Below are 26638 nucleotides of genomic sequence, written 5' to 3'. Positions count from 1 at the left end.
TCCGAGCCGCTGGCTGCTCCAGCCAGCTCGAAAATGCGCTGCCGACCATTACCCCGGATGTCACTCGCCCTGGCCGTAACCCGCGGCGAAGGCGATGCGCAGCGCGTCCGAAAAGCTGCGTGCCTCGAACTTCGCCATGATGTTCGCGCGGTGCACTTCGACCGTGCGCGGCGAGATGCCGAGGTCGAACGCGATCGTCTTGTTCGGCAGCCCCTTGGCGAGGCCCTCCAGCACGTCGCGTTCGCGCGCGGTGAGCGCGCCGACCAGCACCGCGGCATCCTCCGCGCGCGCGGTGGCGGTCTCCGACTGGGCGATCCGATCGAACGCGGCGTCGATCGCGCGGAGCAGCGCGGCCTTTTCGAACGGCTTTTCCAGGAAATCGACCGCGCCCGCCTTCATCGCCCGCACCGCGATCGCAACGTCGCCATGCCCGGTCAAGATGACGACGGGCATGGTGATGCCGCGCTCGTTCAGGGCATTCTGCACCTCCAGGCCGTCCATCTCCGGCATGCGGATGTCGAGCAGGATACAGCCGGACTGGAGATGCTTGACCTCCTTCAGGAACGCCACGCCGGAAGGCCAGGTCTCCACCGCGAAACCCGTTGTCCTGAGCATGAAGCTGGCCGAACGCCGGATCGAGTCCTCGTCATCGACGATGTGAATCAGGCGCCTATCACTCATCTTCCACCTCCAGGCTCGTACCGACCAGCGTGAAATGGAAGCTGGTGCCGCCGCCGGGGCGCGGCTCCATCCAGATTCGACCGCCGTTCGCCTCCACTATCGTGCGACAGATCGACAGGCCAAGCCCCATGCCCTCGCTCTTGCTGCTGTTGAACGCCTGGAACAGGTTTTCCGCGATCTCGGGCGCGAGACCGGGGCCGGTATCCGAGACGGTCACCCGCACCGTGCCGGGCGTTGCCTGGCGCGTCGCAATGAGCAGCCGGCGTTCGTCGCTTTCCGCCATCGCATCGATGGCGTTGCGCAGCAGGTTGATGAGCACCTGCTGGATCTGGATCTTGTCGACCAGCACGGGCGACGTCACGGCCAGGTCGAACACCGTCTCGACCCCTCTTTGCGGCGCGCCGATCAGGCCGAGCTTCGCTGCCTCGTCGATCAGCGGCGGCAGATCCTCGATCGTCTTGTCCACTTCGCCGCGCGCGACGAATTCGCGCAGGCGCCGCACGATGTTGCCGGCGCGCATCGCCTCGCCCGCCGCGTCGTTCAGCGCCTCGCGAATCATCGGCAGGTCGTCCGGATCGGGGCGATCGAGCAGGTCGCGCACGCCTTCCATGTAATTGGCCACGGCGGTCAGCGGCTGGTTCAGTTCGTGCGCCAGAGTCGACGCCATGGTGCCCATCGCGCTCACCCGCGCGACATGGATCAGGCCGGAGCGAAGCTCCTCGATCTCGGCCTCGGCCCGCTGCTTCTCGCTGAGATCGCGCACGAAGCCAGTGAAGACCTGCTGGTCGCCGGCGAGCGCTTCGCCAACCGCCAGCTCCATCGGGAAATGGCTGCCGTCCTTGCGCATCGCGGTGACGACCCGGCCGATGCCGATGATGCGGCGCTCGCCCGTCGTCAGATAGCGGTCGAGATACCCGTCATGCGCCTCGCGATAGGGCGAGGGCATCAGGACGGACACATTCTTCCCGACCATTTCCGCTTCGCTGTAGCCGAAGGTGCGCTCTGCGGCGGCGCTGAACGACATGATTCGCCCCCGATTGTCGATCAGGATCATGGCGTCCGGGACGGTGGAGAGGATCGACTGGAGGAGCGCGGCATTGGAACTCAGCTCGCGCTCGGCGGCGCGCTGCGCCGTCACGTCGCGGATGACCTTGCCGAAACCGCGCAGGACATTCTCGTTATCGTAAAGCGGCGTCACCGTCACATGCGCCAGGAACTCGGTCCGGTCCTTGCGCAGGCGCCAGTCCTCCTCCTCGAGCTTTCCGTGAAGGCGCGCGCGCTCCAGGTCGGCGTCAGGCTTGCCTGCGGCGACGGCGCTTTCGGGATAGAAGATCGCACTGTGCTGGCCGACCACTTCCTCCTCGGTCCAGCCCTTCAGCCGTTCGGCGCCCTGGTTCCAGATCGTGACATGGCCGGTGGGGTCGAGCATGTAGATCGCATAGCCCGCCGCGCCGTCGATCAGCAGGTTGAGCTCGTCCGCGACCTCGCTGGCCGAGCGCGCGCGGGCGACGGCATGTTCCTCGGAGACCAGCGAGCGCCGCTTGAACCGCGACATCCGGTCGGCGATCACGATGACGAGCGCGCTCGCGACGACGAAGGCGGCGGGTTCGACAAGGCCGGCCGAGCCGCGCGGCAGGCCGCCGAGCGCGATCGCGAAGACGAGCGCCGCGATCGTCGCGGCGACCGCCGGGCCAGTCCCGCCAAAGGCGGCAGCGCCCAGCACCGCCACGATATAGAAGAGGAAATGGGCATCGGCCTGCAACCAGGGGTTGAGCATCACCTGGCCGACCGCACCGATACAAACGGCCAGGGCCGCCACGGCATAGCCAAAGATCGATGATTCCTGCCGTTCCGCATCCGGGGCAGTCACCAGGGTCATTCGTCCGCCATCTTCCGCATGGCCCGCAGGGCTAATCGATCCGTCGCCGGCCCGCAATCTGCTCCTCATGCCCTCTCCATAAAGGCGGGAGGGCCAGTCCGATCCTAGGACCTTTACGTACAGCCGCGCGCTGCCCCGCCCCCTAGCAGTTTGACGACGATCAAGGGCCGCGAGCGCGGCGACCGTCATTCGGCACGCGCTGATGACCGTGGAAGGGTGGGCAATGGACGATATTCTATTCAGGGCTGGCGCCTGGCTGCTGCTGGGCCTGCTCGCGCTGCTCGCGGCGGCGAGCGCGATCGATCACGGTTTCGCCGTGCAGATGGGCATCGTCGCCGGCGCGGCGCTCATCGCCGCCGCGGGCACGATGCGCGGCGCGAGCAATCCCTATCCCGCGGCGGCACCGCGCAATCGCTATGACGACGAGGTCATCCGCTGGGGCGTGATCGCGACCGTGTTCTGGGGCGTAGTCGGGTTCCTGGTCGGTCTCGTCATCGCCTCGCAGCTCGCCTTCCCGCTGCTCAATCTCCATTCCGAATATAGCACCTTCGGCCGCCTCAGGCCGCTGCATACCTCGGCGGTGATCTTCGCCTTTGGCGGCAATGCGCTGATCTGCACCAGCTTCTACGTCGTCCAGCGCACCTGCCGCGCGCGCCTGGCCTTTCCCTGGCTCGCGCGCTTCGTGTTCTGGGGATATCAGCTGTTCATCGTGCTGGCCGCGACCGGCTATCTGCTCGGCATCACCGAGGGCCGCGAATATGCGGAGCCCGAATGGTATGTCGACATCTGGCTGACGATCGTCTGGGTGTCCTATCTCGCGGTGTTCGTCGGCACGATCGTGCGCCGGTCCGAGCCGCATATCTATGTCGCCAACTGGTTCTATCTCGGCTTCATCATCACGGTCGCGCTGCTCCACCTGGTCAACAACCTGTCGATGCCGGTCAGCCTGGTCGGCTCCAAATCCTATTCCGCCTTTGCCGGGGTCCAGGATGCGCTGACTCAGTGGTGGTACGGCCATAACGCGGTCGGCTTCTTCCTGACCGCCGGCTTCCTCGGCATGATGTATTATTTCGTGCCCAAACAGGCGGAACGGCCGATCTACAGCTACCGGCTGTCGATCATCCATTTCTGGTCGCTGATCTTCCTCTATATCTGGGCCGGTCCCCATCATCTCCACTACACCGCGCTGCCGGACTGGGCGCAGACGCTGGGCATGGTCTTCTCGATCATGCTGTGGATGCCGAGCTGGGGCGGCATGATCAACGGGCTGATGACGCTCAACGGCGCGTGGGACAAGATCCGCACTGACCCGATCATCCGCATGATGGTCTTCGCGCTCGCCTTTTACGGCATGTCGACCTTCGAAGGGCCGATGATGTCGGTGAAGTCGGTCAACTCGCTCAGCCATTATACCAACTGGACGATCGGCCATGTCCATTCGGGCGCGCTCGGCTGGAACGGCATGATCACCTTCGGCGCGCTCTATTACATGACACCGAGGCTGTGGGGTCGCACCCGCCTCTATTCGCTGCGCATGGTCAACTGGCACTTCTGGTGCGCGACGCTCGGCATCGTGCTCTACGCCTCGGCGATGTGGGTGGCGGGCATCACCCAGGGCCTGATGTGGCGCGAATATGGGGCCGACGGTTATCTCGTCTACTCCTTCGCCGAGGTCGTCCAGGCGATGCACCCCTATTACGTGATCCGCACCACGGGCGGGCTGCTCTACCTGCTCGGCGCGCTGTTCATGGTCTGGAACATCTGGATGACCATCGCGGGCAAGCTGCGCGACGAAGCGCCGATGTCGAGCCCCGCCTTCGATCCGGCCCGCGACGTGCCGGTCGTGCCCGCCACCCAGCCAGCTCACGCCTGAGGACCCCGCCATGGCCAACGCCCTTTCCCGCCACAAGGCGATCGAGCGCAACGTCACGTTGCTCGCGGTCCTCGCCTTCATCACCGTCGCGATCGGCGGCATCGTCGAGATCGCCCCGCTGTTCTGGATCGACTCCACCGTCACCCGGACGGAAGGGGTGCGGCCCTATACGCCGCTCGAGCTCGCCGGACGCGACATCTATATTCGTGAGGGCTGTTATGGCTGCCACAGCCAGATGATCCGCCCGTTCCGCGACGAGACCGAACGCTACGGCCATTACAGTCTCGCCTCGGAGAGCATGTTCGATCACCCGTTCCAATGGGGATCGGAGCGCACCGGCCCCGATCTGGCGCGCGTCGGCGGGCGCTATTCCGACGAATGGCATGTCCAGCACCTGAAGGATCCGCGCTCGGTGGTGCCGGAATCGATCATGCCGCCTTATGCCTTCCTGGCCGAGCGGGATGTCGACACCAGCCATATCGCCGATCACCTGATCGCGCTGCGCCGGGTCGGCGTGCCCTATAGCGACGAGGATATCAAAAAGGCGGCCGAGGACATTGTCGGCCAGGGCTCGGCCGATGGCGACGCCGCCGCGATCGCGAAGCGCTATCCCAAGGCCCAGTCGCGCGATTTCGACGGCAATCCCGGCCGCCTGACCGAGATGGATGCGGTGGTCGCCTATCTCCAGGGCCTGGGCACGCAGATCGACCTCAAATCGGCGGCCCCGAGGGAGCAACAGAAATGAGCACCTACGACACGCTTCGGCATCTCGCCGACAGCTGGGGCCTGGTGATGATGGGCATCGTCTTCCTGGTCCTGGTCGGCTGGACCTTCCTGCGCGGCGTGGCCGAAAGCCACCAGCGCGCGGCCCTGAGCATCTTCGAACGAGAGGACGATATCGATGGCTGACGGAAAGCGCATCGACGAGGCGACCGGCACCCCGACGGTCGGCCACGAATGGGACGGGATCGAGGAACTCGATACCCCGATGCCGCGCTGGTGGCTCTACACCCTGTACGGGACGATCGTCTTCGCGATCATCTATATGGTCCTCTACCCCGCGATCCCGATGCTGCACGGCGCGACGCAGGGTACGCTGGGCTGGTCGAGCCAGGCCCAGTTCGAACAGGAGGTCGCCGCCGACAAGGACCGCAAGGCCCCGGTGATGCTCGCCCTCGCGCAAATCCCGATCGAGCGGCTGCCGGCCGATTCGAAGCTGCTCCATGCGGCGGAAGAGGGCGGACGCGCTGCCTTCAAGGTCAATTGCGTGCAATGCCATGGCTCGGGTGCCACCGGCTTCAAGGGCTATCCCAATCTCAACGACGACGACTGGCTGTGGGGCGGCGACATCAAGGCCATCCAGCAGACGCTCACGCACGGCATTCGCCAGCCCGGCGACGACCAGACCCGCCTGTCGATGATGCCCGCCTTCGGTCGCGACGGCATCCTGAAGCCGGTCGAGATCGACGATGTCGTATCCTGGGTCCGCGTCCTGTCGAAACAGGAACCGGCCAGCCTTTCCGCCCGGCGCGGCAAGGCGCTGTTCGCGGCCAATTGCGCCGTCTGCCACGGCGATGCCGGCACCGGCAATCGCGCGGTCGGCGCGCCGAACCTGAGCGACGGTATCTGGCTCTATGGCGGCGACCGCGCCACTCTGACCGAGACCGTCACCAATGCGCGCTACGGCATCATGCCGGCCTGGGGCTCGCGCCTCGATCCGGTCACGATCAAGATGCTCGCCGCCTATGTCCATTCGCTCGGCGGCGGCGAGGCGATGGTGCCTGAAAAACCGGTGGGGCCGCCGGCGGCACCCGAGACGGGGGCGCCCATCCCGGTGAAGCAGAATGTCGCACCCTGACAGAATCCTCCTCCCGGGCGAGCAATTCTTCGAGGCGCGGCGCAAGGTCTTCCCCAAGGCCGTCGATGGCAGCTTCCGCCGCCTGAAATGGGCGATCATGGCGGTGACGCTGGCGATCTATTACGTGACGCCCTGGCTGCGCTGGGATCGCGGCCCCTTCGCGCCCGACCAGGCGGTGCTGGTCGATCTGGCGCACCGCCGCTTCTACATGTTCGCGATCGAGATCTGGCCGCACGAATTCTATTATGTCGCCGGTCTGCTGATCRTGGCCGGGATCGGCCTGTTCCTCGTCACCTCCGCGGTCGGCCGCGCCTGGTGCGGCTATGCCTGCCCGCAGACGGTGTGGACCGACCTGTTCGTGCATGTCGAGCGGGCGATCGACGGCGATCGCAACGCGCAGCTCCGCCTGCAAAAGGCACCCTGGGGCCCGGCCAAGATCCTGAAGCGCGTGTCGAAACATGCGATCTGGCTCATCATCGGCGCGCTGACCGGCGGGGCGTGGATCTTCTATTTCGCTGACGCGCCGGCCCTGTTGCGCGATCTGGCGCACGGCACCGCGCCCTATGCCGCCTATGCGACGATCGGCATCCTCACGCTCACCACCTATGTCTTCGGCGGGCTGATGCGCGAGCAGGTGTGCATCTATATGTGCCCCTGGCCGCGCATCCAGGGCGCGATGCTCGACGAGAAATCGCTGACCGTGACCTACAAGGCGTGGCGCGGCGAGCCGCGCACGCACGGGCTGAAGCGCGAGGCGACGGCGCTCGATCTCGATGCCGGCGGCATGCCGTCACTCGTCGCGCTCGCGGGCAACCAGTCGCTCGCGCCGCGCATCGGCGACTGCATCGACTGCAACGCCTGTGTCGCGGTATGCCCTACGGGCATCGATATCCGCGAAGGGCCGCAGATCGGCTGCATCACCTGCGGCCTGTGCATCGATGCCTGTGACGGCATCATGGCGAAGGTCGGCCGGCCGCCGCGGCTGATCGGCTACACCACCGACCTGGACGGGCGGATCGCCGCGGCCGGCGGCACGCCATTATCGCCGATCAAGCGCCTGCTCCGGCCACGCACGATCGTCTATTTCGCCGTCTGGGCGGGCATCGGGCTCGGCATGCTGTTCGCGCTCGGCAGCCGGACGCGGATCGACATCAGCGTGCTGCAGACCCGCAATCCGCAATGGGTGCGCCTCTCCGACGGCAGCATCCGCAACGGCTATACCGTCAAGGTCCGCAACATGGAGGCGCGGCCGCGCACGGTGGAAATCGGCATTTCCGGCGTGCCGGGCGTGATGTGGACCGAGGCGAGCGGGCGCAGCGGCGCAGGCCGGACCGTCCGCCTCACGGTCCCCGCCGATCAGGTCGCGAAAACCCAGGTCTTCGTCGCGGCACCGGCTGCGGGCGCGGCGCGCACCGACATGCGCTTCACCGTCCGCGCGATCGATGCCGAGGGCGGCGGTGCAAACGACGACAGCTATTTCGAACGGCCGGAGCAAGGGCAATGACACGAGGTTTCACCGGCTGGCACATGACCGGCATCATGGTCGCCTTTTTCGGGGTGGTGATCGCGGTCAATTTCCTGATGGCGAGCTACGCGGTCGGCACCTTTGGCGGGACGGTGGTCGACAACAGCTATGTCGCGAGCCAGCAGTTCAACACCTGGCTGGCCGAAGCGCGTGCGCAGCGGGCGCTGGGCTGGTCGGTGACCGTGACGGCAGAGGCGGACCGCCTGGTGCGGATCGTCCCGACCGGACCGCGCGGAGCGCTGACGGCCGCGACGGTGACCGCGACGGCCGCCCATCCGCTCGGCCGCGTTCCCGCCCGCGCGCTCTCCTTCCGGCGCGGCCCGGATGGCCGCTTCGTCGCGACCGCGCCGCTGCCCGCCGGTCGCTGGCTGCTCCATATCGAGGTGCGCGACGGCCGGAACGATGCGCGCTTCGACGACGAGGTGCGGCTGTGAACGCCGTCCTCCCGATCGCCCGCGCGCCGCGCGCCATGGAGACCAGCTTCACGGTCGACGGCATGCGCTGCGCTGGCTGCATCGCGACACTGGAGGACGGGCTGGCAAAACTCCCCGGGGTCGCCTCGGCCCGGGTCAATTTCACCACCAGGCGCGTACGCATCCTGCACGACGCGCTGGACGAGGAGAGCCTGCAGGCGGCGATCGGACGCCTGGGCTTCACCGCGCATGTCTTTGCCGGCGACACCGGCGGCGCGGCGCGCGACGAGAGCCGGGCGCTCGTCCTGGCCATGGCGGTCGCCGGCTTCGCCGCGATGAACATCATGCTGCTCTCGGTGGCGATCTGGTCGGGCGCCGAAGGGCCGACCCGTACATTGTTCCACTGGCTGTCCGCGCTGATCGCGCTGCCGACGATCGCCTTTGCCGGCCGGCCCTTTTTCCGCAGCGCCTGGAGCGCGCTCCGCCATGGCCGCACCAACATGGACGTGCCGATCTCGATCGGCGTGACGCTCACCGCGGCGATGAGCCTCTACGAAACCGCGACCGGCGGCCACCACGCCTATTTCGACGGCGCGGTGATGCTGCTGTTCTTCCTGCTCGCCGGCCGCTTCCTCGACAGTGCGATGCGCGCGCGAGCGCAGGACGGCGTCGCCGCGCTGATGCGCCGCGTGCCGGGCGACGTGCTGGTCCTCAGGCCCGACGGCACCACGCGGCGCCGCGCCGCCGCCGATGTCGCGCCGGGCATGAAGATCCTGGTCGCAGCCGGCGAGCGCATCGGCGTCGACGGCGTGGTCGAGCAAGGCCACAGCAATGTCGACCGATCGCTGGTCACCGGCGAGAGTCTGCCCGAATCCGCCGCCATGGGCAGCGTCGTGCTGGCCGGCACGATCAACCTCTCCGCCCCGCTGACGGTGCGGGCGACCGCGGCAGGCGACGCGACCGCGATCGCCGACATCGCGCGATTGATGGAAGCGGCCGGACAGGGCAAGTCGCGCTATGTCCGCATCGCCGACCGCGCCTCGCGGCTTTATGCACCCGCCGTCCACACCCTCGCCCTGCTCAGCTTTGCCGGCTGGCTGATCGCCGGCGCGGGTGTGCACCAGGCCGTGATGATCGCCGTCGCAGTGCTGATCATCACCTGCCCCTGCGCGCTCGGGCTGGCGGTGCCGATCGCGCAGGTGGTCGCGGCCGGCTCGCTGTTCCGCGCCGGTGTGCTGATCAAGGACGGCAGCGCGCTGGAACGGCTGGCCGAAGCCGATGCCATTCTGCTCGACAAGACCGGCACCGTCACGCTCGCCAGGATCGAGCCCCGGTCCGGCCTGCCGGACGATCCGCTGGAGCGCGCCGCGCTGTTGCGGCTGGCGCAATCGAGCCACCACCCATTGTCCCGCGCGCTCACGGCAAGGCTCGAACGCGACGGCGTCGTGCCGGTACCGCTCACCGACCTGGTGGAGCATGCCGGCCTCGGGATGGAGGGACGGTTCGGGGATCGCCTCGTCCGGCTGGGCCGGCCGGACTGGGTCGGCGGGTGCGGGGTGGCGGACACCGTGGCAACCGCCTTCGCCATGACCGGCGGTACCGCTCGTCTCATCCTGTTCGGCGACACGCCCAGGCCCGATGCCGCCGCGGCGGTGGCGCGGCTGAAGCGGCTGGGCTTCGCGCCCGAATTGTTGTCGGGCGATTCCGCGCCGGTCGTGACGGCGCTTGCCGATCGACTCGGCATCAGCGGGCGGGCACGGATGTCCCCTGCCGACAAATATCGCGCGATCGAAACGCTCCGGGCGGCCGGGCGCCATGTGCTGATGGTCGGCGACGGCCTGAACGACGGGCCCGCGCTGAAAAGCGCCGATGTCGCGATGGCGCCCTCGTCGGGCAGCGATGTCGGCCAGCTTGCCGCCGATGTCGTGTTTTTCGGCGACCGGCTGATGCCGGTGCCGATCGCCATCGCCGCGGCCCGGCGGACGATGGCGGTGGTGCGCCAGAATTTCGCGCTGGCGATCGGGTATAATGTCCTGGCGGTGCCGCTGGCCATGGCCGGGCAGGTCACGCCGCTGATCGCTGCCCTGGCCATGTCGGGATCGTCGCTGCTGGTGGTGGCCAACGCCCTGCGCCTGCGGAATGCCGCGCGATGAACGGTCTCGCCCTGCTGATCCCCGTTGCGCTCGGCCTCGGCCTGGCGGCGCTGGGCGCCTTTTTCTGGACGGTGCGGTCCGGCCAGTTCGATGATCTCGACGGTGCCGCGCTGCGCATCCTGATCGACGATGACGATACCGGCCCGCCATCGGCGCCGAGCGACGCGCTGAAATAACGCCCGATCCGACAGGTCGCCAACAGAAAAGGGCCGGCATTGCTGCCGGCCCTTTCCGATCCGCCGGGCCGGATCAAAGGCGGATGCCGAAGCCCACACCGACCACGACCGGGTCGAGATGCACCTTCACCGTCTGCGTGCCGATTGCCGTCGTCCGCAGCGTCGCCTTGGTGTCCATGTCGATATATTTGACGTCGAGGTTCAGGAACACGCGCTTCGTCAGATCGATATCGATGCCCGCCTGCGCCGCCCAGCCGACGCTGTCCGACATGTGCACGCTGGTCGGGCCGACCGCGCTCTTCAAACCGGCCGAGGCCTTTTCATTGTAGAACACCGTGTAGTTGATGCCGCCGCCGACATAGGGACGGATCTTGCCTTGCGGGTTCAGGTGATATTGCACCGTCAGTGTCGGCGGCAGCACCCAGGTCGAGGCGAGATCGCCAATGCCGCCGGTCGTCCCGGTCTTGCCGGAGGCCGTGTGCTTGGTGGTCGCGGCGATCAGCTCGAACCCGATATTGTCCGTGGCCATATAGGTCAGGTCGACCTCCGGCATCACCGCGGTATCGACCGAGACCTTCTCGCCGGGGAAGGTCGGCGCGATGCCGCCCGATCCGCCCGTCGGCGCGACCAGGATGCCGCGAACGCGCAGCAGCACGTCGCCGGCCTCGATTCCCTGCCGTTCCTGCGCGCTGGCCGGCGCGGCCCATGCCATTGCGGCGACCAGCGTGACCGCGGCGATCGATATCATCTGTTTCATGTACAGCCTCCTTTGAGCTGGCCCGCTCCTAGGCGGCCGCGGCGCCGGGGCATTTGAGCGCAGGCAAGAAGTGGTTTGACCGGGGTCAAGGCATGGACCCCATGGGTGCCGCATCCAGGACGGCATGTGGCGCCATATCCCAGACCTGCTCGCGACCCCGGTCCCCCGCTATACGAGCTTCCCGACCGCGGCCGAATTCACCGACGGCGTCGACGCATCCGATATGGAAGGCGCGCTGGCCGCGGTCGGGCAGGACGCGCCCGTCTCGCTCTATCTGCACATCCCCTATTGCCGGGAGATCTGCTGGTATTGCGGTTGCAACACCGGCGCCGCCAACCGCAGCGCGCGGCTCGACGCCTATCTTCAGCGCCTCGGCGAGGAGATCGAGCTGGTCGCGGCGCATCTCGCGGGTCGGGGCAGGATTGCCCGCATCGCCTGGGGCGGCGGCAGCCCCAACGCGCTGGCGCCGGGTGCGTTCGACCGGCTGAACGACCGGCTGCTGGACGCATTCAACGATGTCGGCGCCGTCGCCTCGATCGAGGTCGATCCCCGCGGCTTCGATCGGGCATGGGCCGCCAGCATCGCGCGCAACCATATCGGCCGGGTCAGCCTGGGCGTGCAGACCTTCGCGCCGCATATCCAGGCCGCGATCGGCCGGGTCCAGCCCGAGGCCGACATCGCCAGGACGGTGCGCCTGCTGCGCGAGGCCGGAGTCGAATCGATCAATTTCGATCTGATGTACGGCCTGCCGGGCCAGTCGACGGCCGACCTGGTCGACACGCTCGACCGCGCGATCGCCATGGGGCCGGACCGGCTGGCCGTGTTCGGCTATGCCCATGTCCCACATCTGCTGCCCCGCCAGCGACGCATCGACGCGAGTGCCCTGCCCTCGCCGCGCGAACGCTTCGCCCAGGCGGGCATCGCCCATGAGGTGCTGACCGCCGCCGGTTATCAGCCGATCGGATTCGACCATTTCGCCCGGCCGGGCGACGCCATCGCGGTCGCGGCGCGCGCGGGAAAACTCCGGCGCAATTTCCAGGGCTTTACCGAGGACGCGTCGGACACGCTGATCGGTCTCGGCGCCTCGGCGATCAGCGCCTTCCCCGACGGGCTGCTGCAGAACGAGAAGAACACCGGGCGTTATCATCTGAAGATCGGCAGCGGGCGGTTCGCCACCGCGCGCGGCGTGCGGCGGTCAGCGCTGGATGCATGCACCGGCGCGGCGATCGAGCAGATCCTGTGCAACGGACGCGCCGATCTGTCCGGCCTGCCCCTCACCGCATCGACCGAGGCGGCGCTGGACCGTTTTCGCGCGCTCGGCCTTGTCGCTCGCGACGGCCATCGGCTGACCCTCGCGCCCGATGCCCTTCCTTATGCCCGCAGCATCGCTGCGACGCTCGACCCCTATCGAACGTCCAACCAGGTGAGGTTCAGCAATGCCGTCTAGCCTGTCCGCCCTGTTTTCCCTGGCGGCGGTCGCGGGACTCGCTTTGTCGGGAACGCCGCTCTGCGCGGCTGATCGTCCTGTCGTCCTGGTCGCGATCTGCGGCCAGCATGCCAGCATGCCCCTGCCGATCGGGCCGCGGTCGCCGGCGCGGGACCGCGATTGTCCCGTCGCCTGCCACGCCGCCTGCCCCCGCAAACAGGCCGGCGAGGTCGACTCCGGATAGTTACGTACAGCCGCGCCGCACGGCCGCTGGCACTGGACGGACATGAACCCCGTCGTCGACCGCTGCCGATCCTGCCTGGTGCGCGAGCACGCCATCTGCGGGGGCCTCGCCGATACCGAACTCCAGGCACTCAGCGCGATCGGCCGCCGCCGCACGATCGCGGCGGGGCAGGTGCTGAGCTGGGCGGGCGACGCCAATCTTGCCTGCGCCAATCTGGTGTCCGGCATCCTCAAGGTGACGAGCTCCACCGCGGACGGCCGCGAACAGATCGTCGGCCTGCTCTTCTCGGGCGATTTCATCGGCCAGCTCTTCCTGCAGGAAGCGACCCTCACGGTCACCGCGCTGACTGAATCCGACCTGTGCCTCTATCCGCGCGAGCGTTTCGAGGACGTACTGCGCGGCTCGCACGCGCTCGAACATGCCCTGCTGCGCCGGACCATGACGTCGCTCAACGATGCGCGCGAACGGATGCTCACCCTCGGCAAACGCGGCGCGCCGGAACGCATCGCCGGTTTTCTGATCGATCTCGCGCACCGCGCCGCCAAGGATGGCGGCGGGGCGCCGGCCGCGTTGCAGATCCCGATTAGCCGCGGCGACATGGCGGATTATCTGGGGCTGACGATCGAGACGGTCAGCCGCCAGCTCACCCGGTTGAAGACGATGGGCGCCATCGCGCTGGCCAAGGGCGGCCGGAGCATCGACGTGACCGACATGGCGACGCTTCGGGCGATCGCCGACGCCGGCTGAGCTTCAGCTGGCACCCTGCTCCCGCTCGATACCGGCGCCGACCAGCAGCATCAGCGCCTCCTCCAGCGCGACCGCCCGGCGGCAGCCGTCGAAGAAGCAGCGCAGCATATAGCCGAGCTCCTCCGGGCGGGCCGCGCTGCCCCGTGCGGTCCCGTCCCACAAGGCCGCGACGACATCCTCGCCATGGACCGCGTCCAGCGCATGCATCCTCGTCAGCGAGTCGAACATCTGGCGCAGCACCGGATCGGTCCGGGCGGTCATGACATCGGCGAAGATCGTCTCGGCACGCCGGAAATACCGCGTCGTCACGAACTCGATATGGCTGCAGATGCGCCTGACGCGCCGCGGTGGCGGCAGGGCGGGCAGCATGTCGGCGAGGCGCTCCAGCTCGACGCAGAGCGCCAGCTGCGCATCGTGATCGTCGCGCAGCTGCCGGCCGAGCAGGTCGATCAGTTCCGCGTCCGCCGTCGCCCCGGGCGCCGCGTCGCGCAATGTCTGCGATTCAATCATGACACCGCGCTGTCGCCCGTCCGGCGGGAGCGCGCTTTGACGCGGGTCAAGCGGCGCGACCGATGCTCATCCGTAAACTTCCCAATGTTCCCGATCCGCTGCCAGCGCGACAAGGGCGCATCGATCAGGAGGCAATGCCATGAAGAACATCCTCGTCCTTATCCATGACGACAGCGGACAGAAGGCGCGTGTCCAGGCCGCGCTCGACGTGGCCCGCGGCGTCGGCGGGCATCTGCGCTGCGTCGATGTCGCGATCGTACCGGAGCTGGTAACCGACTATGCCTCGATGGGCGGCAGCGCGTTGCTGCGCGCCGACGAGGAAGTGAAGGAAGCGGCCAACCGTACTCGCCTGCGCGAGCGGCTGGAGAATGACGATGTGCCGTTCGACTGGATCGACGTCACCGGCGACCTGACCGAGTCGATCCTCGATGCCGCCGCGCTGACCGACCTGATCGTGATCAATCGCGAACTCGAGACGAGCCTGTTCCCGAACGCGATCGAGCTGGCCGGTCGCTTGCTGGTCGAGGCCAGGCTTCCGGTGCTGGCCGTCCCGGAGACGGCAACCGGCCTCGATATTCGCGGCCACGCGCTGGTCGCCTGGGACGGCTCTCCCTCCGCCGAGGCGGCACTGCGGGCGGCCGTGCCGCTGCTCGGGCAAGCCGCCGCCGTCACGATCCTCTATGTCGACGATGGCTCCCTGAAGATCCCGGCCGAAGAGGCTGCGACCTATCTGTCTCGCCACGGTATCAAGGCGACGATCCAGCGCGAAAAGATCCTGATGGACCGCCCCGGCGCGGTGATCCTGTCGGCGCAGCAATGGTCCAAGGCGGACTATGTCGTGATGGGCGCTTTCGGCCGGGCGCGCGCGATCGAGGAACTGTTCGGCGGCGCGACGCAGCGGATGCTCACGGAAAGCCCGGTCCCGCTGTTCCTCGCTCATGGCCGCTGACCGCCGGACGATCTTACGCACATCTGCGTAGAGACCGCCGCGGGTGGCGGCTTCACAAGGGCAGCGACCTCATTTTCAAGGTGATCCATGCCTCGACCAGATTTTCCGACCGCTCCCCGCGAACAGGCCGTTCTCATCGAGGATGACGAAGGCGTCCGCCGGTCGTTGCAGCTGGTGCTCCACGCCCGCGGCTATGAGGTCCGCTCCTTCGCCTCGGCGCTGCCGTTCCTGGCCAATCTGCGCGCGGAGGAGATCGATCTGCTCGTGACCGACTATCGCTTGCCCGATGGCGACGGCCTCGGCGTGCTGCGGGCGCTGCGCCGCAATGGCTGGCACGGACGGTCGATCCTGGTGACGGCCTTTTCGTCGCCGACGCTGACCGCGAGCGCCAAGGCCTGCGGGTTCGACGCAGTGCTGGAAAAGCCGCTGCGGCCCAATGAACTGGCAGGCGCGATCACTGGCTGACCCGCTTGCCGTAACGCCGCCGACCGCATCCGCGCCGGCGCAGAGAGGGATGGACATGATGAAGAACATTCTCCTGCTGGTCCACGACGATGCGGGCCAGGAAGCGCGGCTTCAGGCCGCCCTGGATATCGGACGCGCCGTGAGCGGCCATGTCACCTGTCTGGACGTCGCCATCCTGCCCGCGATGCTCGGTACGGAATATGCGTGCGATGCGGCGTTCGGCGCCGAGATGTTGCTGGCCGAAGAGCGTGACCATGAAGCGGCGAACCGGACGAGGCTGGAGCAGCGTCTCGCCAAGGAAGACGTCACGTGGAACTGGCTGGACGCGACCGGTGAGATCGCGGCCTGCCTGAAGGACGCTTCGACCCTGGCCGACCTCATCGTGGTCAACCGCGAGCTCGACGAATTTCCCCTCCCCGACATGCGCACCGCCGCCGGCGCGCTGGTCGTCGGCGCGGGCAAGCCGATCCTCGCCGTGCCGGAGTCGGCCAAACGCCTGGATCTCGACAATGCCCTGGTCGCCTGGGACGGATCGTCTGCGGCCGCTGCCGCGCTCCGCGCCGCGGTGCCGCTCCTGAAGCTCGCCAGCCGGGTCGAGATCGTGGAGATCGACGACACTTCAGTCCACGCCCCGGCCGAGGACGCCGCCGCCTATCTCTCGCGTCACGATGTCCATGCGATGATCCGGCGATGGCCACGCGGCACGGGGACGACCGCGGACGCCTTGCTCGAGCGGGTCGCGACCGGCGCCTTCGATTATATCGTCATGGGCGGGTTCGGGCATCGCCGGTGGCTCGAGGCGCTGTTCGGCGGCGTGACCCGGGCGATGCTGACCAAGAGCCCGGTGCCCTTGTTCATGGCGCATTGACGCGTGCCCTTTGTCCGGAAGCTGGCCGCCCTGCTGTTGCTCGGGGCCGCGTCCATCGCCGCGCCCGCGGCCGCCGAGACAACTCGCTGGTCGACTACCGATGTGACGGCATTGATCGGGGAGGCGCAACGGAGCCAGGCCGAGGGAATCGGGGCCGGGCGCTACGACATTGCGGGCTTCGAGGCCCAGGCCGGGGCGGGCGCACCCGATCTCGACGCGCAGGCCGACCGCCTCGCGCTGTCGCTGGCGCATGACTATGCCGAGGGGTCGGCGACAGCCGCGGCGCGTGCCGGATGGGGCATCCCCCGCGATCGGATCGATTATGCCGCATGGCTCGCCGGAGCGCTGGCCCGGCATGACATCGCCTCGGCTCTCCACGCGCTGCTGCCGCGGGATGCAGCCTATGCGGGTCTGCGCGAGGCCCTTGGGCATTGCGATTCGCCCGCGCATTGCCTGACGATCCGGGTGAACATGGAGCGCTGGCGCTGGCTGCCGCGCGACCTGGGGACCAACCATATCCTGGTCAACCCGCCCGCCTTTCGGCTGGATCTCATCGAGCATGACGCCGTCATCTCAAGCCACCGCGTGATCGTGGGCAAGCCGGCGAGCCCGACACCGGTCTTCGCCGCCCAGGTGACCGGCGTCACCGCGAACCCCTGGTGGAACGTCCCGCAAAGCATCGTGGCCGAAAGTGTCGGCGCGCTGGTGCGCACCCAGCCCGCCGAAGCGGCCAGGAGAGGATATGTCGCGGCGCGCGGCGCCGGTGGGGGGCTGCAGGTCCGGCAGCGGCCCGGGCCGCGCAACGCGCTCGGCCTGGTGAAGCTGGAGATGCCGAACCCGCACAGCGTGTTCATCCACGACACACCGTCACGCGAGCTGTTCGAGCAGGACCGGCGTGCCCTGTCGCATGGCTGCGTGCGCACGGCGCGTCCCGACATCCTCGCCAAGATCCTGTTGTCGCCGGAAGGCGCCGCCGAGTTCGACGGCCTGATGGCGAGCGGCGTCAACCGCACCTTGAAGCTGACGACGCCAGTGCCGGTCTATATCGTGTATTTCACCGCGGAGCCGGATGCCGCCACGGAGGGTGGCGTTCGCTTCCTCGACGATCTCTATCGCCGCGACGGCCGCGTGGCCGCCGGGCTCTAGTTCAGTAGGACGGCACCAGCCCGCTCCCCCACCCGGCCTCCCATCCAGGATATTCTGTGGGAGGCCGGTTGGGGAGCGGGCTGGTGCCGATTCAGCGAAGCTGCAAACGACTCTAGGAACCCGTCTGGCCCAGTTCGAACAGATCGTCGAGCGCCTTTTCCCGATCCTCCGGGCTTCCCTCCACGCCGCCGACCAGGGTCTGGCGCACCGGCTTGATCCCGACCAGCTTCAGGATGTTGCGCTCGAAGCTCTTCACGCTGTGGGCGCCGAAATAGAAGCGATAGAAGATCGCCGGCATCCCCATCGTCACCACCAGCCGCGCCGATTTGCCACGCAACAGGCCACTGTTCAGCCCCGCCCCCTTCGGGTCGATCGCGAAGCCCGGACGCAATGCCTGCTCCAGAAAGGCCTTGAGCAGCGCGGGCATGTCGCCCAGCCAGAGCGGATAGAAGATCGCATAATGATCGGCCCAGGCGAGCGTCTCCTGCGCCGCCGCGATGGCTGGCGGCGGCGCATCCTTTTCCCAGGCGGCCCGCGACCGGAGGAGCGGGAAGTCGAGTGTGGCGAGCTCGATCAGCTTCACCTCATGCCCGCCATCGACGGCGCCCGCGCTGTAGCTGTCGGCGAGCGCATGGACGAAGCGGGCGCGATCGGGATCGGGATGGCCATCGATCACGGCAATATGCGTCATGGGATATCTTTCGAACAAAGAGGGTGGATCAGGCCGATTCGACCTTCCGGCGGACGGTCACTTCGGTCGAGCCGCTTTCGCCCGGAACGGCCTTGAAACCTGCCTCGCGCTCCAGCTTCAGGGCGGCGTGATTGTCGCTGCTCTCGACCGATTCGACCGAGTCGATGCCTTCGGCGCGGGCATAGTCGAGCACATGCTGGAGCAGCGTCCAGCTCACACCGCGCCCCTTGAAATCGGCGCGGACCGAGATCGCCAGTTCCGCGCGGACTCCGTCCGGGTCGCAGGCCAGCATCGCGGTCGCGATCAGCAGGCCGTCCCCGGCGAAGGCGAGGAAATTCATCGTCCGGCGATAATCGATCTGAGTCATCGCGGCGAGCCGGTCCCGGCCGACTTCCTGCAGGCCGGTGAGGAAGCGGAAGCGGAGATCCTCGGGCGTGACGTGGCGGAAGAACGCGGCGAGCGCTTCCTCGTCATCGGGCTTGACCGGGCGAACCTGCATCACGACGCCGTCCCGCGTGGTGAGTTCCCGCGCCCATTCCATCGGCACCGGGCGGATCACGGCGCGCGACGCGCGGGGCGCATCGGATATCCGGGCCCGCGCATCGACACCGATCACCCCCCGTTCGTCGGCGACGAGCGGGTTGATGTCGAGATCGACGATATCCGGAAAATCCAGGACGAGCGCCGACAGCGCATTGAGCACCGACACGATCGCGGTCCGGTTGGCCGCGGGTACGTCGCGATAGCCGTCGAGCAGCCGGGCGATCCGGGTCGAGTCGATCATCTCCCCGGCCAGCACATCGTCGAGCGGCGGCAGGCCGAGTGCCCGGTCGCGGACGAGTTCCACTGCCTTGCCGCCGGCACCGAAAGCGATGACCGGCCCGAATATGGCATCCTCGGCAATGCCGACCAGCAGTTCGCGGCCGTGCATGGGAGCGATCATCGGCTCGATCTCGAAACCGGTGATCGAGGCCTCGGGATGGTCCTGCCCGACACGGCGGATCATCGCCTTCGCGGCTGTAACCACCTCGCCAGCGCTCGCCAGATTGAGCACCACGCCGCCGATATCGGATTTGTGCGGATACTGCGGCGAGATGAGCTTCAGGACATAGGGCGGTTCGATGCGCGCGCAGACGGTCGGGATCGCCTCGACGGTGCGCGCCAGCCGCGCCTCTACCACCGGGATGCCGTACGCGGCGAGCATCGAGCGGACTTCGCATCCGCTGAGGATCGTGCGCCCTTCCGCCCGCGCCCCCGTCAGGATCGCCCGCACCCGGGCGCGATCCGCCTCGGCCACGGTGACGCGCGCCGGCGCGCGCATCAGCGCGTCCCGGCCCTTGCCCGCCTGCAGCAGATAGCCGAAGCCGCGCACGGCATCGTCGAGATTGTCGAACAGCGGAATGCCCGCTGCGTCGAACTGCGCCCGCGCCGTCTCCGCATTGTGCGTGCCGAGCCAGCAGGCGATCACGGCCTTGGTCGCGGGGACATGACCCGCGACCGCATCGATCACCGCGCCCGCGATATCGGTGCCGGTCGCCGCGGCCGTCGGGCAGTGCATGACCAGTACCACATCGACGCCCGGATCGGCCAGTGCCGCGCGCGTCGCCGCGGCAAAACGTTCGGGCCGCGCGTCGCCGACGACGTCGATCGGATTGGCGCGGGACCAGCTCGCCGGAAGCTGCGGATCGAGCGCGGCGATCGTGTCCGGCGACAATGTCGCGAGCGTGCCGCCGGTCGCGGGCAGGGCGTCGGCCGCAAGCACGCCCGCGCCGCCGCCATTGGTGACGATGGCGAGCCGTTCGCCGCTGCGCGGCCGATGCCGGCTGAGCATCTGCGCCGCGTCGAACAGCTCCGACAGGCTGTCGACCAGGATGATCCCGGCGCGGCGGAAGGCAGCGGCGTGAACGTCATAGGCGCCGGTCAGCGCGCCGGTATGCGAGGTCGCCGCCTTGCCGGCCGCCTCGGTCCGCCCGGCCTTGATCGCGATCACCGGCTTGATCCGCGAGGCGGCGCGGGCGGCCGACATGAACTTGGCCGGATTGGTGACGCCTTCGATATAGAGCAGGATCGCGTCGGTCTTCGGATCGGCCGCGAACAGATCGATCAGATCGCCGAGGTCGACATCGGCCATGTCGCCGACGGAGACGACGCCCGAAAAGCCGATATTCCTGGCCCCCGCCCAGTCGAGCATCGCGGTGACCAACGCGCCGCTCTGCGACACGAAGGCGAGCCGGCCCGGCAGCGCGACCCGGGGCGCGAACGACGCATTGAGCTTCGCATGGGGAAGCAGCGCGCCGAGGCAGTTCGGCCCGACGATCCGCAACAGATGCGGTTTGGCGGCATCCAGGATCGCCTGGCGCGTCGCCGGATCGTGCAGGCCGGCCGACACGATCACCGCCGCCCTGGTGCCGAGCGCGCCGAGTTCCGCGACGATCGTCGCGACCGTCTCCGCCGGGGTGACGATGACGGCGAGGTCGGGCACGCCGGGCAGGTCGGCAACCGACGCCACCCACCACACGCCCTCCATCTCGACCGGCTTCGGGTTCACCGCGAACACCGTGCCGGCGAAACCGCCATCGACGATGTTGGTGAGCACCATTTCGCCCATCGAGCCCGGTCGCTGCGATCCGCCGATCACGGCGACGCTGCGCGGATGGAGAAGGCCGTCGAGATTGCGGACAGTCATGGGATCGCTCCTGTGCGGGACGGCGCGACGTGCGTTCCCGGCACCGTTGTTTTCCCACAGCAAGCCCCGGCCGAGACATCCGTATAGTTCCGCATATGGCCGTCGGGTCCGGCCGCTAGAGTCCGTGCATCCCATCCGGAGGACTCGATATGGCAACGGCCCTGCATGCCCTTTCCGACCGCGCGGCGACCTTCGCCGCCCGCCAGCCGCGCCTTGCCGTCGGCGGCTCCATTCTCTGCTGCATCGTCCTGGCGGAACTCGCGGCGGCCCTTGCGATCAACGGGGTCCTGTGATGTCCGTCGATCCGCACGACATCCGCCACCTGGTGATCCTCGGTCACCCCGCGCCGTGGAGCTTCAACGGCTCGGTCGCCGCCGATTATTGCGACGCGGTGCGCGGCTGCGACCAGACCGCGGTGCTCCGGAACCTTTATGAAATCGGGTTCGATCCGCTGCTCAAGAACGAGGAACGCCCCGATATGCCGGGTTTTGCGCCGGCGCCGGACGTTCAGGAGGAGATCGACCTGATCCGCGACAGCGCGGTGATCGTGCTGGTCTACCCGATCTGGTTCGGCATGCCCCCGGCAATCATCAAGGGGTATGTCGACCGCGTGATGGGCGCCGGGCTCGCCGCGCGCGACATCAAGACAGGCACCGGTCTCCGGCCGCTTGAGGGCAAGCGGCTGGTGATCCTCAGCTCCTCCGCCTCGACCATGCCGTGGCTGGAGGAGCATGGCCAATGGGCGTCGATGCGCCAGGCCTTCGACACCTATCTCACCACGATCTTTTCGATGGCGGGCAGCGCGCATGTCCATTTCGACGCGATCGTCGATGGCCGTGACGAACGGTTCGTGCGAGAAGATCTCGAGCGTGTCCGCGAACAGGCCCGATCGACCTGCGCCATGGTGCTGAGCGAACGGCACAAGATACAGACCCGGGCAATCGTACAGGGCAATGGTGCTTGAGCGAGCATGACGTAGATGGATGATCTCGATCCGGTCATGGCGGCGTCGCTGGGCTATGCCCTCGCCATCGGGCTGCTGATCGGTCTGGAACGGGGCTGGACGAGCCGGCGCGAGCGGGCGGGAACGCGGGTCGCGGGATTCCGCACCTTCGGGTTGCTCGGGCTGGCCGGTGGCGTCGCCGGCCTTTTGCCGGCGTTGGGCGCGATCGCGTTGCTGGGCAGCGCGGGCCTGATCATCCTGGTCGGCTATCTGCGCCAGAGCCGCGAGCCGGACGACCTGAGCGCGACCAGCGCGATCGCCGGCGTGGTCGTGCTGGCGCTCGGCATGCTGGCCACCTCCGGACAGCCGGCGATGGCGTTGGGCGCGGCGGCCGCGGCGACCTTGTTGCTGTCGATGCGTGGCCAGCTGCACGGCATCGTGCGCGGCCTGAGCGCGGCGGAGCTTCGCGCGGCGGCCCGGTTCGCGATCCTCGCGCTCGTCCTGCTGCCGCTGATGCCCGATCGCGCCATCGGCCCCTATGCGGCGCTGAACCCGCACAAGCTGATGCTGGTGATCATTTTCGTCACCGGCCTGTCCTTCGCCGGCTATATCCTGGCCCGCCGGGCACGGGCATCGCGCAGCATGGTGCTGGTGGCGGCCTGCGGCGCGCTGGTTTCCTCCACCGCCGTAACCCTGGCGTTCGCGCGCAGGCTGGCGACCAGCCCGGCCGCGGCCGCCGCGCTGTCGGCAGGGATCGCGCTGGCCTCGGCGATCAGCGTCGCACGAGTCTGCGTGCTCGTCGCCATCCTCGCGCCACGTGCGATCGGGCCGCTTGCGATCATCCTGGGGCCGGCGGTGGCCCTACTGGCGGGCACGACCTGGTGGCGGCTTCGCCACGAAACGACGCAGCAGGAACAGGCCGTCGCACTGGGCAATCCGCTCGAACTCGGCGCGGCGCTCGTCCTGACAATGGTCGTCGCCATCTCCTCCATCGCCAGCCATTGGGCGCTGATCGCGTTCGGCGATGCGGGCGTCGCGGGGGTGCTGGCGGTGATCGGACTGGCCGATGTCGATGCGGCGGTGATCGCCTTCGGCGCCATGCCGCCCGACGCGATCGCGCCGCGCATGGCCGGCGTGGTGCTGGCGATGCCGGTGCTGCTCAACATGGTGCTGAAGACGGGGCTTGTGCTCGGCGTGTCGCGATCCCGCGCGCATCTCGTGGCAGCAGCGCCGCTGGGTGCTGCGACAGCGGCGATCGCGCTCGGAATCGGCGTTGCGCTATGGTGACTCGTCAGCTGTCCCCGCGATCGAGGTCGCGGGCAAGCAGCGCCATCGCCAGCGGAAAGACGACCAGCCAGATCGCCCCGACAAGGATCAGTTCCGGCCAGACGAGCTGGAAGAACAGCGCCGGCGCCAGCGCGCCATTGGCGAGCAGCATCCAGCGCAGCCATCCGCGCCCATAGGTCGTCGCGAGCAGCAGCAACGACAGGCACATATGAGTGTAGCCGAGCAGGTCGACCGTCGTGATCGGGGCGCGGAAGGTGCAGCAGGTAAAGTCGCTGAGCGGTCCGATCTGCCCGGCCGCTTCGCGCGGCAGGACCGAACCGAGCTGGATGGCATAGGCGCTGCTGACCTGAGTCGCATAGACCACCGCCAGCGCCAGCGCCCCGAGCCGCCTGGCGCGATGCTCCGGCGCCGCCTGGGCGCTCGACGCCGCCATGGCGAGCACGAACAGCGGCGCCAGCGCGAGCGACGGCGCGAAGATGAGATAGCGGTCGAGCGGGGTCGGCAGCCATCCGGCCACCTGCAGGACCTGCGGCACGCCATAGGCGATGCTTGCCGCGCAGGCACCGATCGCCGCCCAATAGCCGAAGCGGCGTTCGGCCGGTGCGACCGCGCTCATGGCGCACTCGCGTCGATGATCACCTTGAGCGCGCTGGTTTCGGCGGCGCGGCCGAACACGTCATAGGCCTGGAGCACATCGTCCAGACTGAAGCGATGCGTGATCAGCCTGGTCGGGTCGAGCTTCTTCGACGTAACGGTCTTGAGCAGCATCGCGGTCGTTGCGGTATCCACCAGCCGCGTGGTGATCGAGATGTTCTGCGACCAGAGCGTCTCAAGATGCAGGTCGACCTTGGCACCATGCACGCCGATATTGGCGATCACGCCGCCCGGCGCGACGATCTGCTCGCACAGTTCGAAGGTTGCCGGGATGCCCACCGCCTCGATTGCCGCATCGACGCCGCGGCCGCCGGTAATCGCCTTGACCGCCTCGACCGCGCCGCCATCGGCGCTGTTGATCGCATGGGTCGCCCCGAAACGATGCGCTACCTCAAGCCGGTTGTCGTCGAGATCGATCATGATGATTTCGGCCGGCGAGTAGAATTGCGCGGTCAGCAGCGTGGCGAGGCCGATCGGCCCGGCCCCGACGATCGCGACGCTCGAGCCGGGGGACACCTTGCCGTTGAGCACGCCACATTCGAAACCGGTCGGCAGGATGTCGCTGAGCATCACCAATGCTTCCTCGTCCGCGCCGGCGGGGATCGGATAGAGGCTGGTGTCGGCATGGGGGATTCGCACGAACTCGGCCTGGGTGCCGTCGATCATGTTGCCGAGGATCCAGCCGCCGGTGACGCAGTGCGAATACATGCCACGCCGGCAATAGTCGCAGCGTCCGCAAGAGGTGATGCAGGAGATCAGCACATGGTCGCCGGGCTTGAACGCGGTCACCCCCGCGCCGATCGCCTCGATCACCCCGACACCCTCATGGCCGAGGATACGGCCTGGCGCGCAACTCGGCACGTCCCCCTTCAGGATGTGGAGGTCGGTGCCGCAGATCGTGGTCTTCGTGACGCGGACGATCGCGTCGCCGGCGTCGATGATGACGGGCCTGGGCCGTTCCTCCAATGCCTTGCGGCCGGGGCCCTGATAAACGAGCGCTTGCATGATGCGAGTCCTGCGACTGTTGGCGATGCGCGATCGATGCGACGTCCGCCGGCCCGGGCCTATTGGTAGAAATACGAAGCTGCCGCCGGCACGCGCGTTTGATCGCCGTCAACCCGGCGCGGTCGGCACGATGATAACCGCTGACGCGATCCGCTCGCCAGCGAGCTCAACCGGACCAGCCATTCCCATGCATCTTCGCCATCCCGCCCCACGTCGCGCCTTCTGGACGCAATCGCACCATCTCGACCGGATGACCCTTGGCGAGCTGGTGGCCGCCTATTTCGGGCATTACACGATCCTCAGCTATCTCGTGCTGACCATGGCCTCGATCGGCATCTGGCTGTGGCGCCCGGCGGCGGCGCTGCCGACGCTCGCGGCGATCCTGCTGGTGGTGCTGGCATATCCCCTGGTGTGGTACGCGCTGCACCGCTGGGTGCTGCACTGCCACTGGATGTTCAAGGTGCCGGCGCTCGCCGGGCTGTGGAAGCGCATCCATTACGACCATCACCAGGATCCCAACCATCTCGAGGTGTTGTTCGGCGCGCTCTACACGACACTGCCGACATTGCTGATCGTCTCGGCCCTGCCCGGCTGGCTGATCGGCGGGGTCGGCGGCGCCGCGGCAGGGTTCGCGACCGGCCTGCTCGCCACCTGCTTCTACGAATTCTTCCACTGCATCCAGCACCTCGCCTACAAGCCGCGCGTCCGGTGGCTGGCAGTGATGAAGCAACGCCATATGGAACATCATTTCCACGACGAGCATGGCAATTTCGGCATCACCAACTTCCTGTGGGATCGCCTGTTCGGCACGCTCTACAGCCGCAGCGAGCGGCCGGCGAAAAGCCCGACGGTGTTCAACCTCGGCTATACCGAGGAGGTCGCCGCGCGCTATCCGTGGGTCGCCCGCCTGTCCGGCGGCGTAGCGACAGGGCATCCCCGCCGACGGGGCTGAGCGCGCATCCTTCAGGACGGCAAAGCCGAGGTCGCGGCACGCTCCTGCTCGAGATCCTGCACGATTGCGCGGGCCTGGGTTCGCACGTCTTCGAGATGTTGCCGGACCCAACGCGGATCCATGCCGGCAACGATCGACCCATAGTGAAAATGCCGTGACGGACCCATGGCGAACGCGTTCTGGAGATAATGATCGAAACAGGTGATCAGCGATTGCAGCTGCCCTTGCTCGTCGAGCCAGATGTCCTTCAGGCCCGACGAGGTGAAGCTCAGCATGCGTTTGCCCGCAAGCACGCCCTTGGCGGAGCGGCCCTGTACGTCGCCGGGGAGCACCCCGGTTCCGAGCACGCGCTCGATATATCCCTTCATCATCGCAGGCGGGGTGCCGAACCAGAGTGGATAGACCAGCACGAACACGGCCGCGGTGCTGAGGAGGGCCAGTTCGTCCTCGACATCAGCGAACTGCCGGAAGCCGGCTCCGGGGCGCTCCGCCGACTTCAACACCGGATGAAACCCCATGGCGTACAGGTCACGGACCAGCACCTCATGGCCGTGCCGGTTGACCTCGGTGCTATAGGCATGAGCGACCGACGCGTTGAAGCTTTCCTGTTCCGGGTGGCAGAGAATCACGACATGGCGAATCGCGGAGGACTGGGACTCATCGGTCATGCTGGATCTCCTTTCCCGGCCTTCTAGCGAGGCTGACGCCCAACCGCCCTCCGGAGATGTACGGAGCCCGGCGCGGTAGATG

General features: G+C 67.9%; 27 protein-coding genes. 18 read left to right on the top strand and 9 right to left on the bottom strand.

Going from position 1 to position 26638, the window contains the following annotated elements; all coding sequences use genetic code 11:
- Nucleotides 1–60: 60 nt before the first annotated feature.
- Both AC1DX5_RS10865 and AC1DX5_RS10860 read right to left on the bottom strand, forming a co-directional pair.
- Entirely contained in the window at nucleotides 61–681 is a 621-nt protein-coding gene (locus tag AC1DX5_RS10865; RefSeq protein WP_478015367.1) for a response regulator transcription factor, read from the bottom strand.
- A complete protein-coding gene (locus tag AC1DX5_RS10860) occupies nucleotides 674–2560 on the bottom strand; it encodes a PAS domain S-box protein (RefSeq protein WP_478015365.1) in 1887 nt (628 codons plus the stop codon). Before AC1DX5_RS10860 ends, AC1DX5_RS10865 begins: the two co-directional genes overlap by 8 nt.
- A gap of 223 nt (nucleotides 2561–2783) precedes the next feature.
- Here AC1DX5_RS10860 and ccoN point away from each other — a divergent pair, with 223 nt between their 5' ends.
- Genes ccoN through ccoS form a run of 8 tightly spaced genes read left to right on the top strand, consistent with a single transcriptional unit; the run spans nucleotide 2784 to nucleotide 10558 of the window.
- The gene (gene ccoN, locus AC1DX5_RS10855) at nucleotides 2784–4433 is read left to right on the top strand and encodes a cytochrome-c oxidase, cbb3-type subunit I (RefSeq protein WP_478015363.1); all 1650 of its coding nucleotides are present in this window, start codon (nucleotides 2784–2786) and stop codon (nucleotides 4431–4433) included.
- Between the two features lie 10 nt (nucleotides 4434–4443).
- On the top strand, nucleotides 4444–5178 hold the full coding sequence (gene ccoO, locus AC1DX5_RS10850; RefSeq protein ID WP_465171245.1) for a cytochrome-c oxidase, cbb3-type subunit II: 735 nt from the start codon (nucleotides 4444–4446) through the stop codon (nucleotides 5176–5178).
- Nucleotides 5175–5342: a cbb3-type cytochrome c oxidase subunit 3 gene (locus tag AC1DX5_RS10845; RefSeq protein WP_465171244.1), complete on the top strand. Its 168-nt coding sequence runs from the start codon at nucleotides 5175–5177 to the stop codon at nucleotides 5340–5342. The genes ccoO and AC1DX5_RS10845 overlap by 4 nt, the downstream gene beginning before the upstream one ends.
- The gene (gene ccoP / locus AC1DX5_RS10840; protein WP_478015361.1) at nucleotides 5335–6291 is read left to right on the top strand and encodes a cytochrome-c oxidase, cbb3-type subunit III; all 957 of its coding nucleotides are present in this window, start codon (nucleotides 5335–5337) and stop codon (nucleotides 6289–6291) included. The genes AC1DX5_RS10845 and ccoP overlap by 8 nt, the downstream gene beginning before the upstream one ends.
- Nucleotides 6278–7795 carry a cytochrome c oxidase accessory protein CcoG gene (ccoG, locus tag AC1DX5_RS10835; RefSeq protein ID WP_478015360.1) on the top strand — a complete coding sequence of 506 codons (1518 nt, stop codon included), beginning with the start codon at nucleotides 6278–6280 and terminating at the stop codon, nucleotides 7793–7795. Before ccoP ends, ccoG begins: the two co-directional genes overlap by 14 nt.
- The gene (locus tag AC1DX5_RS10830) at nucleotides 7792–8250 is read left to right on the top strand and encodes a FixH family protein (protein WP_478015358.1); all 459 of its coding nucleotides are present in this window, start codon (nucleotides 7792–7794) and stop codon (nucleotides 8248–8250) included. Before ccoG ends, AC1DX5_RS10830 begins: the two co-directional genes overlap by 4 nt.
- 35 nt (nucleotides 8251–8285) lie before the next feature.
- Entirely contained in the window at nucleotides 8286–10382 is a 2097-nt protein-coding gene (locus AC1DX5_RS10825; protein ID WP_478015516.1) for a heavy metal translocating P-type ATPase, read from the top strand.
- The gene (gene ccoS / locus AC1DX5_RS10820) at nucleotides 10379–10558 is read left to right on the top strand and encodes a cbb3-type cytochrome oxidase assembly protein CcoS (protein WP_465171240.1); all 180 of its coding nucleotides are present in this window, start codon (nucleotides 10379–10381) and stop codon (nucleotides 10556–10558) included. Before AC1DX5_RS10825 ends, ccoS begins: the two co-directional genes overlap by 4 nt.
- Nucleotides 10559–10631: 73 nt before the next feature.
- Here the strand turns inward: ccoS and AC1DX5_RS10815 are convergent, their stop codons facing one another.
- A complete protein-coding gene (locus tag AC1DX5_RS10815) occupies nucleotides 10632–11315 on the bottom strand; it encodes an OmpW/AlkL family protein (protein ID WP_478015356.1) in 684 nt (227 codons plus the stop codon).
- A gap of 124 nt (nucleotides 11316–11439) precedes the next feature.
- Between AC1DX5_RS10815 and hemN the strand changes: the two genes are divergently transcribed.
- Nucleotides 11440–12762: an oxygen-independent coproporphyrinogen III oxidase gene (hemN, locus tag AC1DX5_RS10810; protein ID WP_478015354.1), complete on the top strand. Its 1323-nt coding sequence runs from the start codon at nucleotides 11440–11442 to the stop codon at nucleotides 12760–12762.
- Between the two features lie 265 nt (nucleotides 12763–13027).
- Nucleotides 13028–13732 carry a Crp/Fnr family transcriptional regulator gene (locus AC1DX5_RS10805; protein ID WP_478015352.1) on the top strand — a complete coding sequence of 235 codons (705 nt, stop codon included), beginning with the start codon at nucleotides 13028–13030 and terminating at the stop codon, nucleotides 13730–13732.
- 3 nt (nucleotides 13733–13735) lie between these two features.
- Here the strand turns inward: AC1DX5_RS10805 and AC1DX5_RS10800 are convergent, their stop codons facing one another.
- Nucleotides 13736–14242 carry a hypothetical protein gene (locus AC1DX5_RS10800; protein WP_465171236.1) on the bottom strand — a complete coding sequence of 169 codons (507 nt, stop codon included), beginning with the start codon at nucleotides 14240–14242 and terminating at the stop codon, nucleotides 13736–13738.
- 139 nt (nucleotides 14243–14381) lie between these two features.
- On the opposite strand from AC1DX5_RS10800, the gene AC1DX5_RS10795 reads away from it, so the two are divergent.
- The 4 genes from AC1DX5_RS10795 to AC1DX5_RS10780 all read left to right on the top strand — a co-directional run bounded on the left by AC1DX5_RS10795 (nucleotide 14382) and on the right by AC1DX5_RS10780 (nucleotide 17670).
- Complete coding sequence (locus AC1DX5_RS10795) at nucleotides 14382–15191, top strand: universal stress protein (protein WP_478015351.1); 810 nt, start codon at nucleotides 14382–14384, stop codon at nucleotides 15189–15191.
- 87 nt (nucleotides 15192–15278) lie between these two features.
- Nucleotides 15279–15656: a response regulator gene (locus tag AC1DX5_RS10790; RefSeq protein WP_465171234.1), complete on the top strand. Its 378-nt coding sequence runs from the start codon at nucleotides 15279–15281 to the stop codon at nucleotides 15654–15656.
- A gap of 55 nt (nucleotides 15657–15711) precedes the next feature.
- Entirely contained in the window at nucleotides 15712–16524 is an 813-nt protein-coding gene (locus tag AC1DX5_RS10785) for a universal stress protein (RefSeq protein WP_478015349.1), read from the top strand.
- A gap of 3 nt (nucleotides 16525–16527) precedes the next feature.
- Nucleotides 16528–17670, top strand: coding sequence for a L,D-transpeptidase family protein (locus tag AC1DX5_RS10780; RefSeq protein WP_465171232.1), 1143 nt, complete (start codon nucleotides 16528–16530; stop codon nucleotides 17668–17670).
- A gap of 112 nt (nucleotides 17671–17782) precedes the next feature.
- Here AC1DX5_RS10780 and AC1DX5_RS10775 read toward each other — a convergent pair whose 3' ends face one another.
- Both AC1DX5_RS10775 and AC1DX5_RS10770 read right to left on the bottom strand, forming a co-directional pair.
- Nucleotides 17783–18361: an NAD(P)H-dependent oxidoreductase gene (locus tag AC1DX5_RS10775; RefSeq protein ID WP_465171231.1), complete on the bottom strand. Its 579-nt coding sequence runs from the start codon at nucleotides 18359–18361 to the stop codon at nucleotides 17783–17785.
- Nucleotides 18362–18389: 28 nt separating this feature from the next.
- Nucleotides 18390–21047, bottom strand: coding sequence for a bifunctional acetate--CoA ligase family protein/GNAT family N-acetyltransferase (locus AC1DX5_RS10770; protein ID WP_478015347.1), 2658 nt, complete (start codon nucleotides 21045–21047; stop codon nucleotides 18390–18392).
- A gap of 149 nt (nucleotides 21048–21196) precedes the next feature.
- Here AC1DX5_RS10770 and AC1DX5_RS10765 point away from each other — a divergent pair, with 149 nt between their 5' ends.
- The 3 genes from AC1DX5_RS10765 to AC1DX5_RS10755 are packed head-to-tail and all read left to right on the top strand — an operon-like array spanning nucleotide 21197 to nucleotide 23277.
- Entirely contained in the window at nucleotides 21197–21340 is a 144-nt protein-coding gene (locus AC1DX5_RS10765) for a hypothetical protein (protein WP_478015345.1), read from the top strand.
- Nucleotides 21340–22011 (top strand): NAD(P)H-dependent oxidoreductase, encoded by a 672-nt coding sequence (locus AC1DX5_RS10760; RefSeq protein WP_465175274.1) that lies wholly within the window; start codon nucleotides 21340–21342, stop codon nucleotides 22009–22011. The genes AC1DX5_RS10765 and AC1DX5_RS10760 overlap by 1 nt, the downstream gene beginning before the upstream one ends.
- Nucleotides 22012–22026: 15 nt before the next feature.
- Nucleotides 22027–23277 (top strand): MgtC/SapB family protein, encoded by a 1251-nt coding sequence (locus AC1DX5_RS10755; RefSeq protein ID WP_478015344.1) that lies wholly within the window; start codon nucleotides 22027–22029, stop codon nucleotides 23275–23277.
- A 4-nt stretch (nucleotides 23278–23281) separates the two neighbouring features.
- On the opposite strand, the gene AC1DX5_RS10750 is transcribed toward AC1DX5_RS10755, so the two are convergent.
- Nucleotides 23282–23893 carry a hypothetical protein gene (locus AC1DX5_RS10750; protein WP_478015342.1) on the bottom strand — a complete coding sequence of 204 codons (612 nt, stop codon included), beginning with the start codon at nucleotides 23891–23893 and terminating at the stop codon, nucleotides 23282–23284.
- The gene (locus tag AC1DX5_RS10745; protein ID WP_478015341.1) at nucleotides 23890–24936 is read right to left on the bottom strand and encodes a zinc-dependent alcohol dehydrogenase family protein; all 1047 of its coding nucleotides are present in this window, start codon (nucleotides 24934–24936) and stop codon (nucleotides 23890–23892) included. Before AC1DX5_RS10745 ends, AC1DX5_RS10750 begins: the two co-directional genes overlap by 4 nt.
- Before the next feature lie 187 nt (nucleotides 24937–25123).
- On the opposite strand from AC1DX5_RS10745, the gene AC1DX5_RS10740 reads away from it, so the two are divergent.
- The gene (locus AC1DX5_RS10740; RefSeq protein WP_465171224.1) at nucleotides 25124–25888 is read left to right on the top strand and encodes a sterol desaturase family protein; all 765 of its coding nucleotides are present in this window, start codon (nucleotides 25124–25126) and stop codon (nucleotides 25886–25888) included.
- A gap of 11 nt (nucleotides 25889–25899) precedes the next feature.
- On the opposite strand, the gene AC1DX5_RS10735 is transcribed toward AC1DX5_RS10740, so the two are convergent.
- Complete coding sequence (locus tag AC1DX5_RS10735; RefSeq protein ID WP_465171223.1) at nucleotides 25900–26556, bottom strand: NAD(P)H-dependent oxidoreductase; 657 nt, start codon at nucleotides 26554–26556, stop codon at nucleotides 25900–25902.
- Nucleotides 26557–26638: the final 82 nt, after the last annotated feature.

It is taken from the genome of Sphingomonas sp. P2_B6 (genome assembly GCF_056404755.1).
The sequence above is the reverse complement of the archived record's forward strand: the minus strand, read 5'-3'. Positions and strand labels throughout refer to the sequence as shown.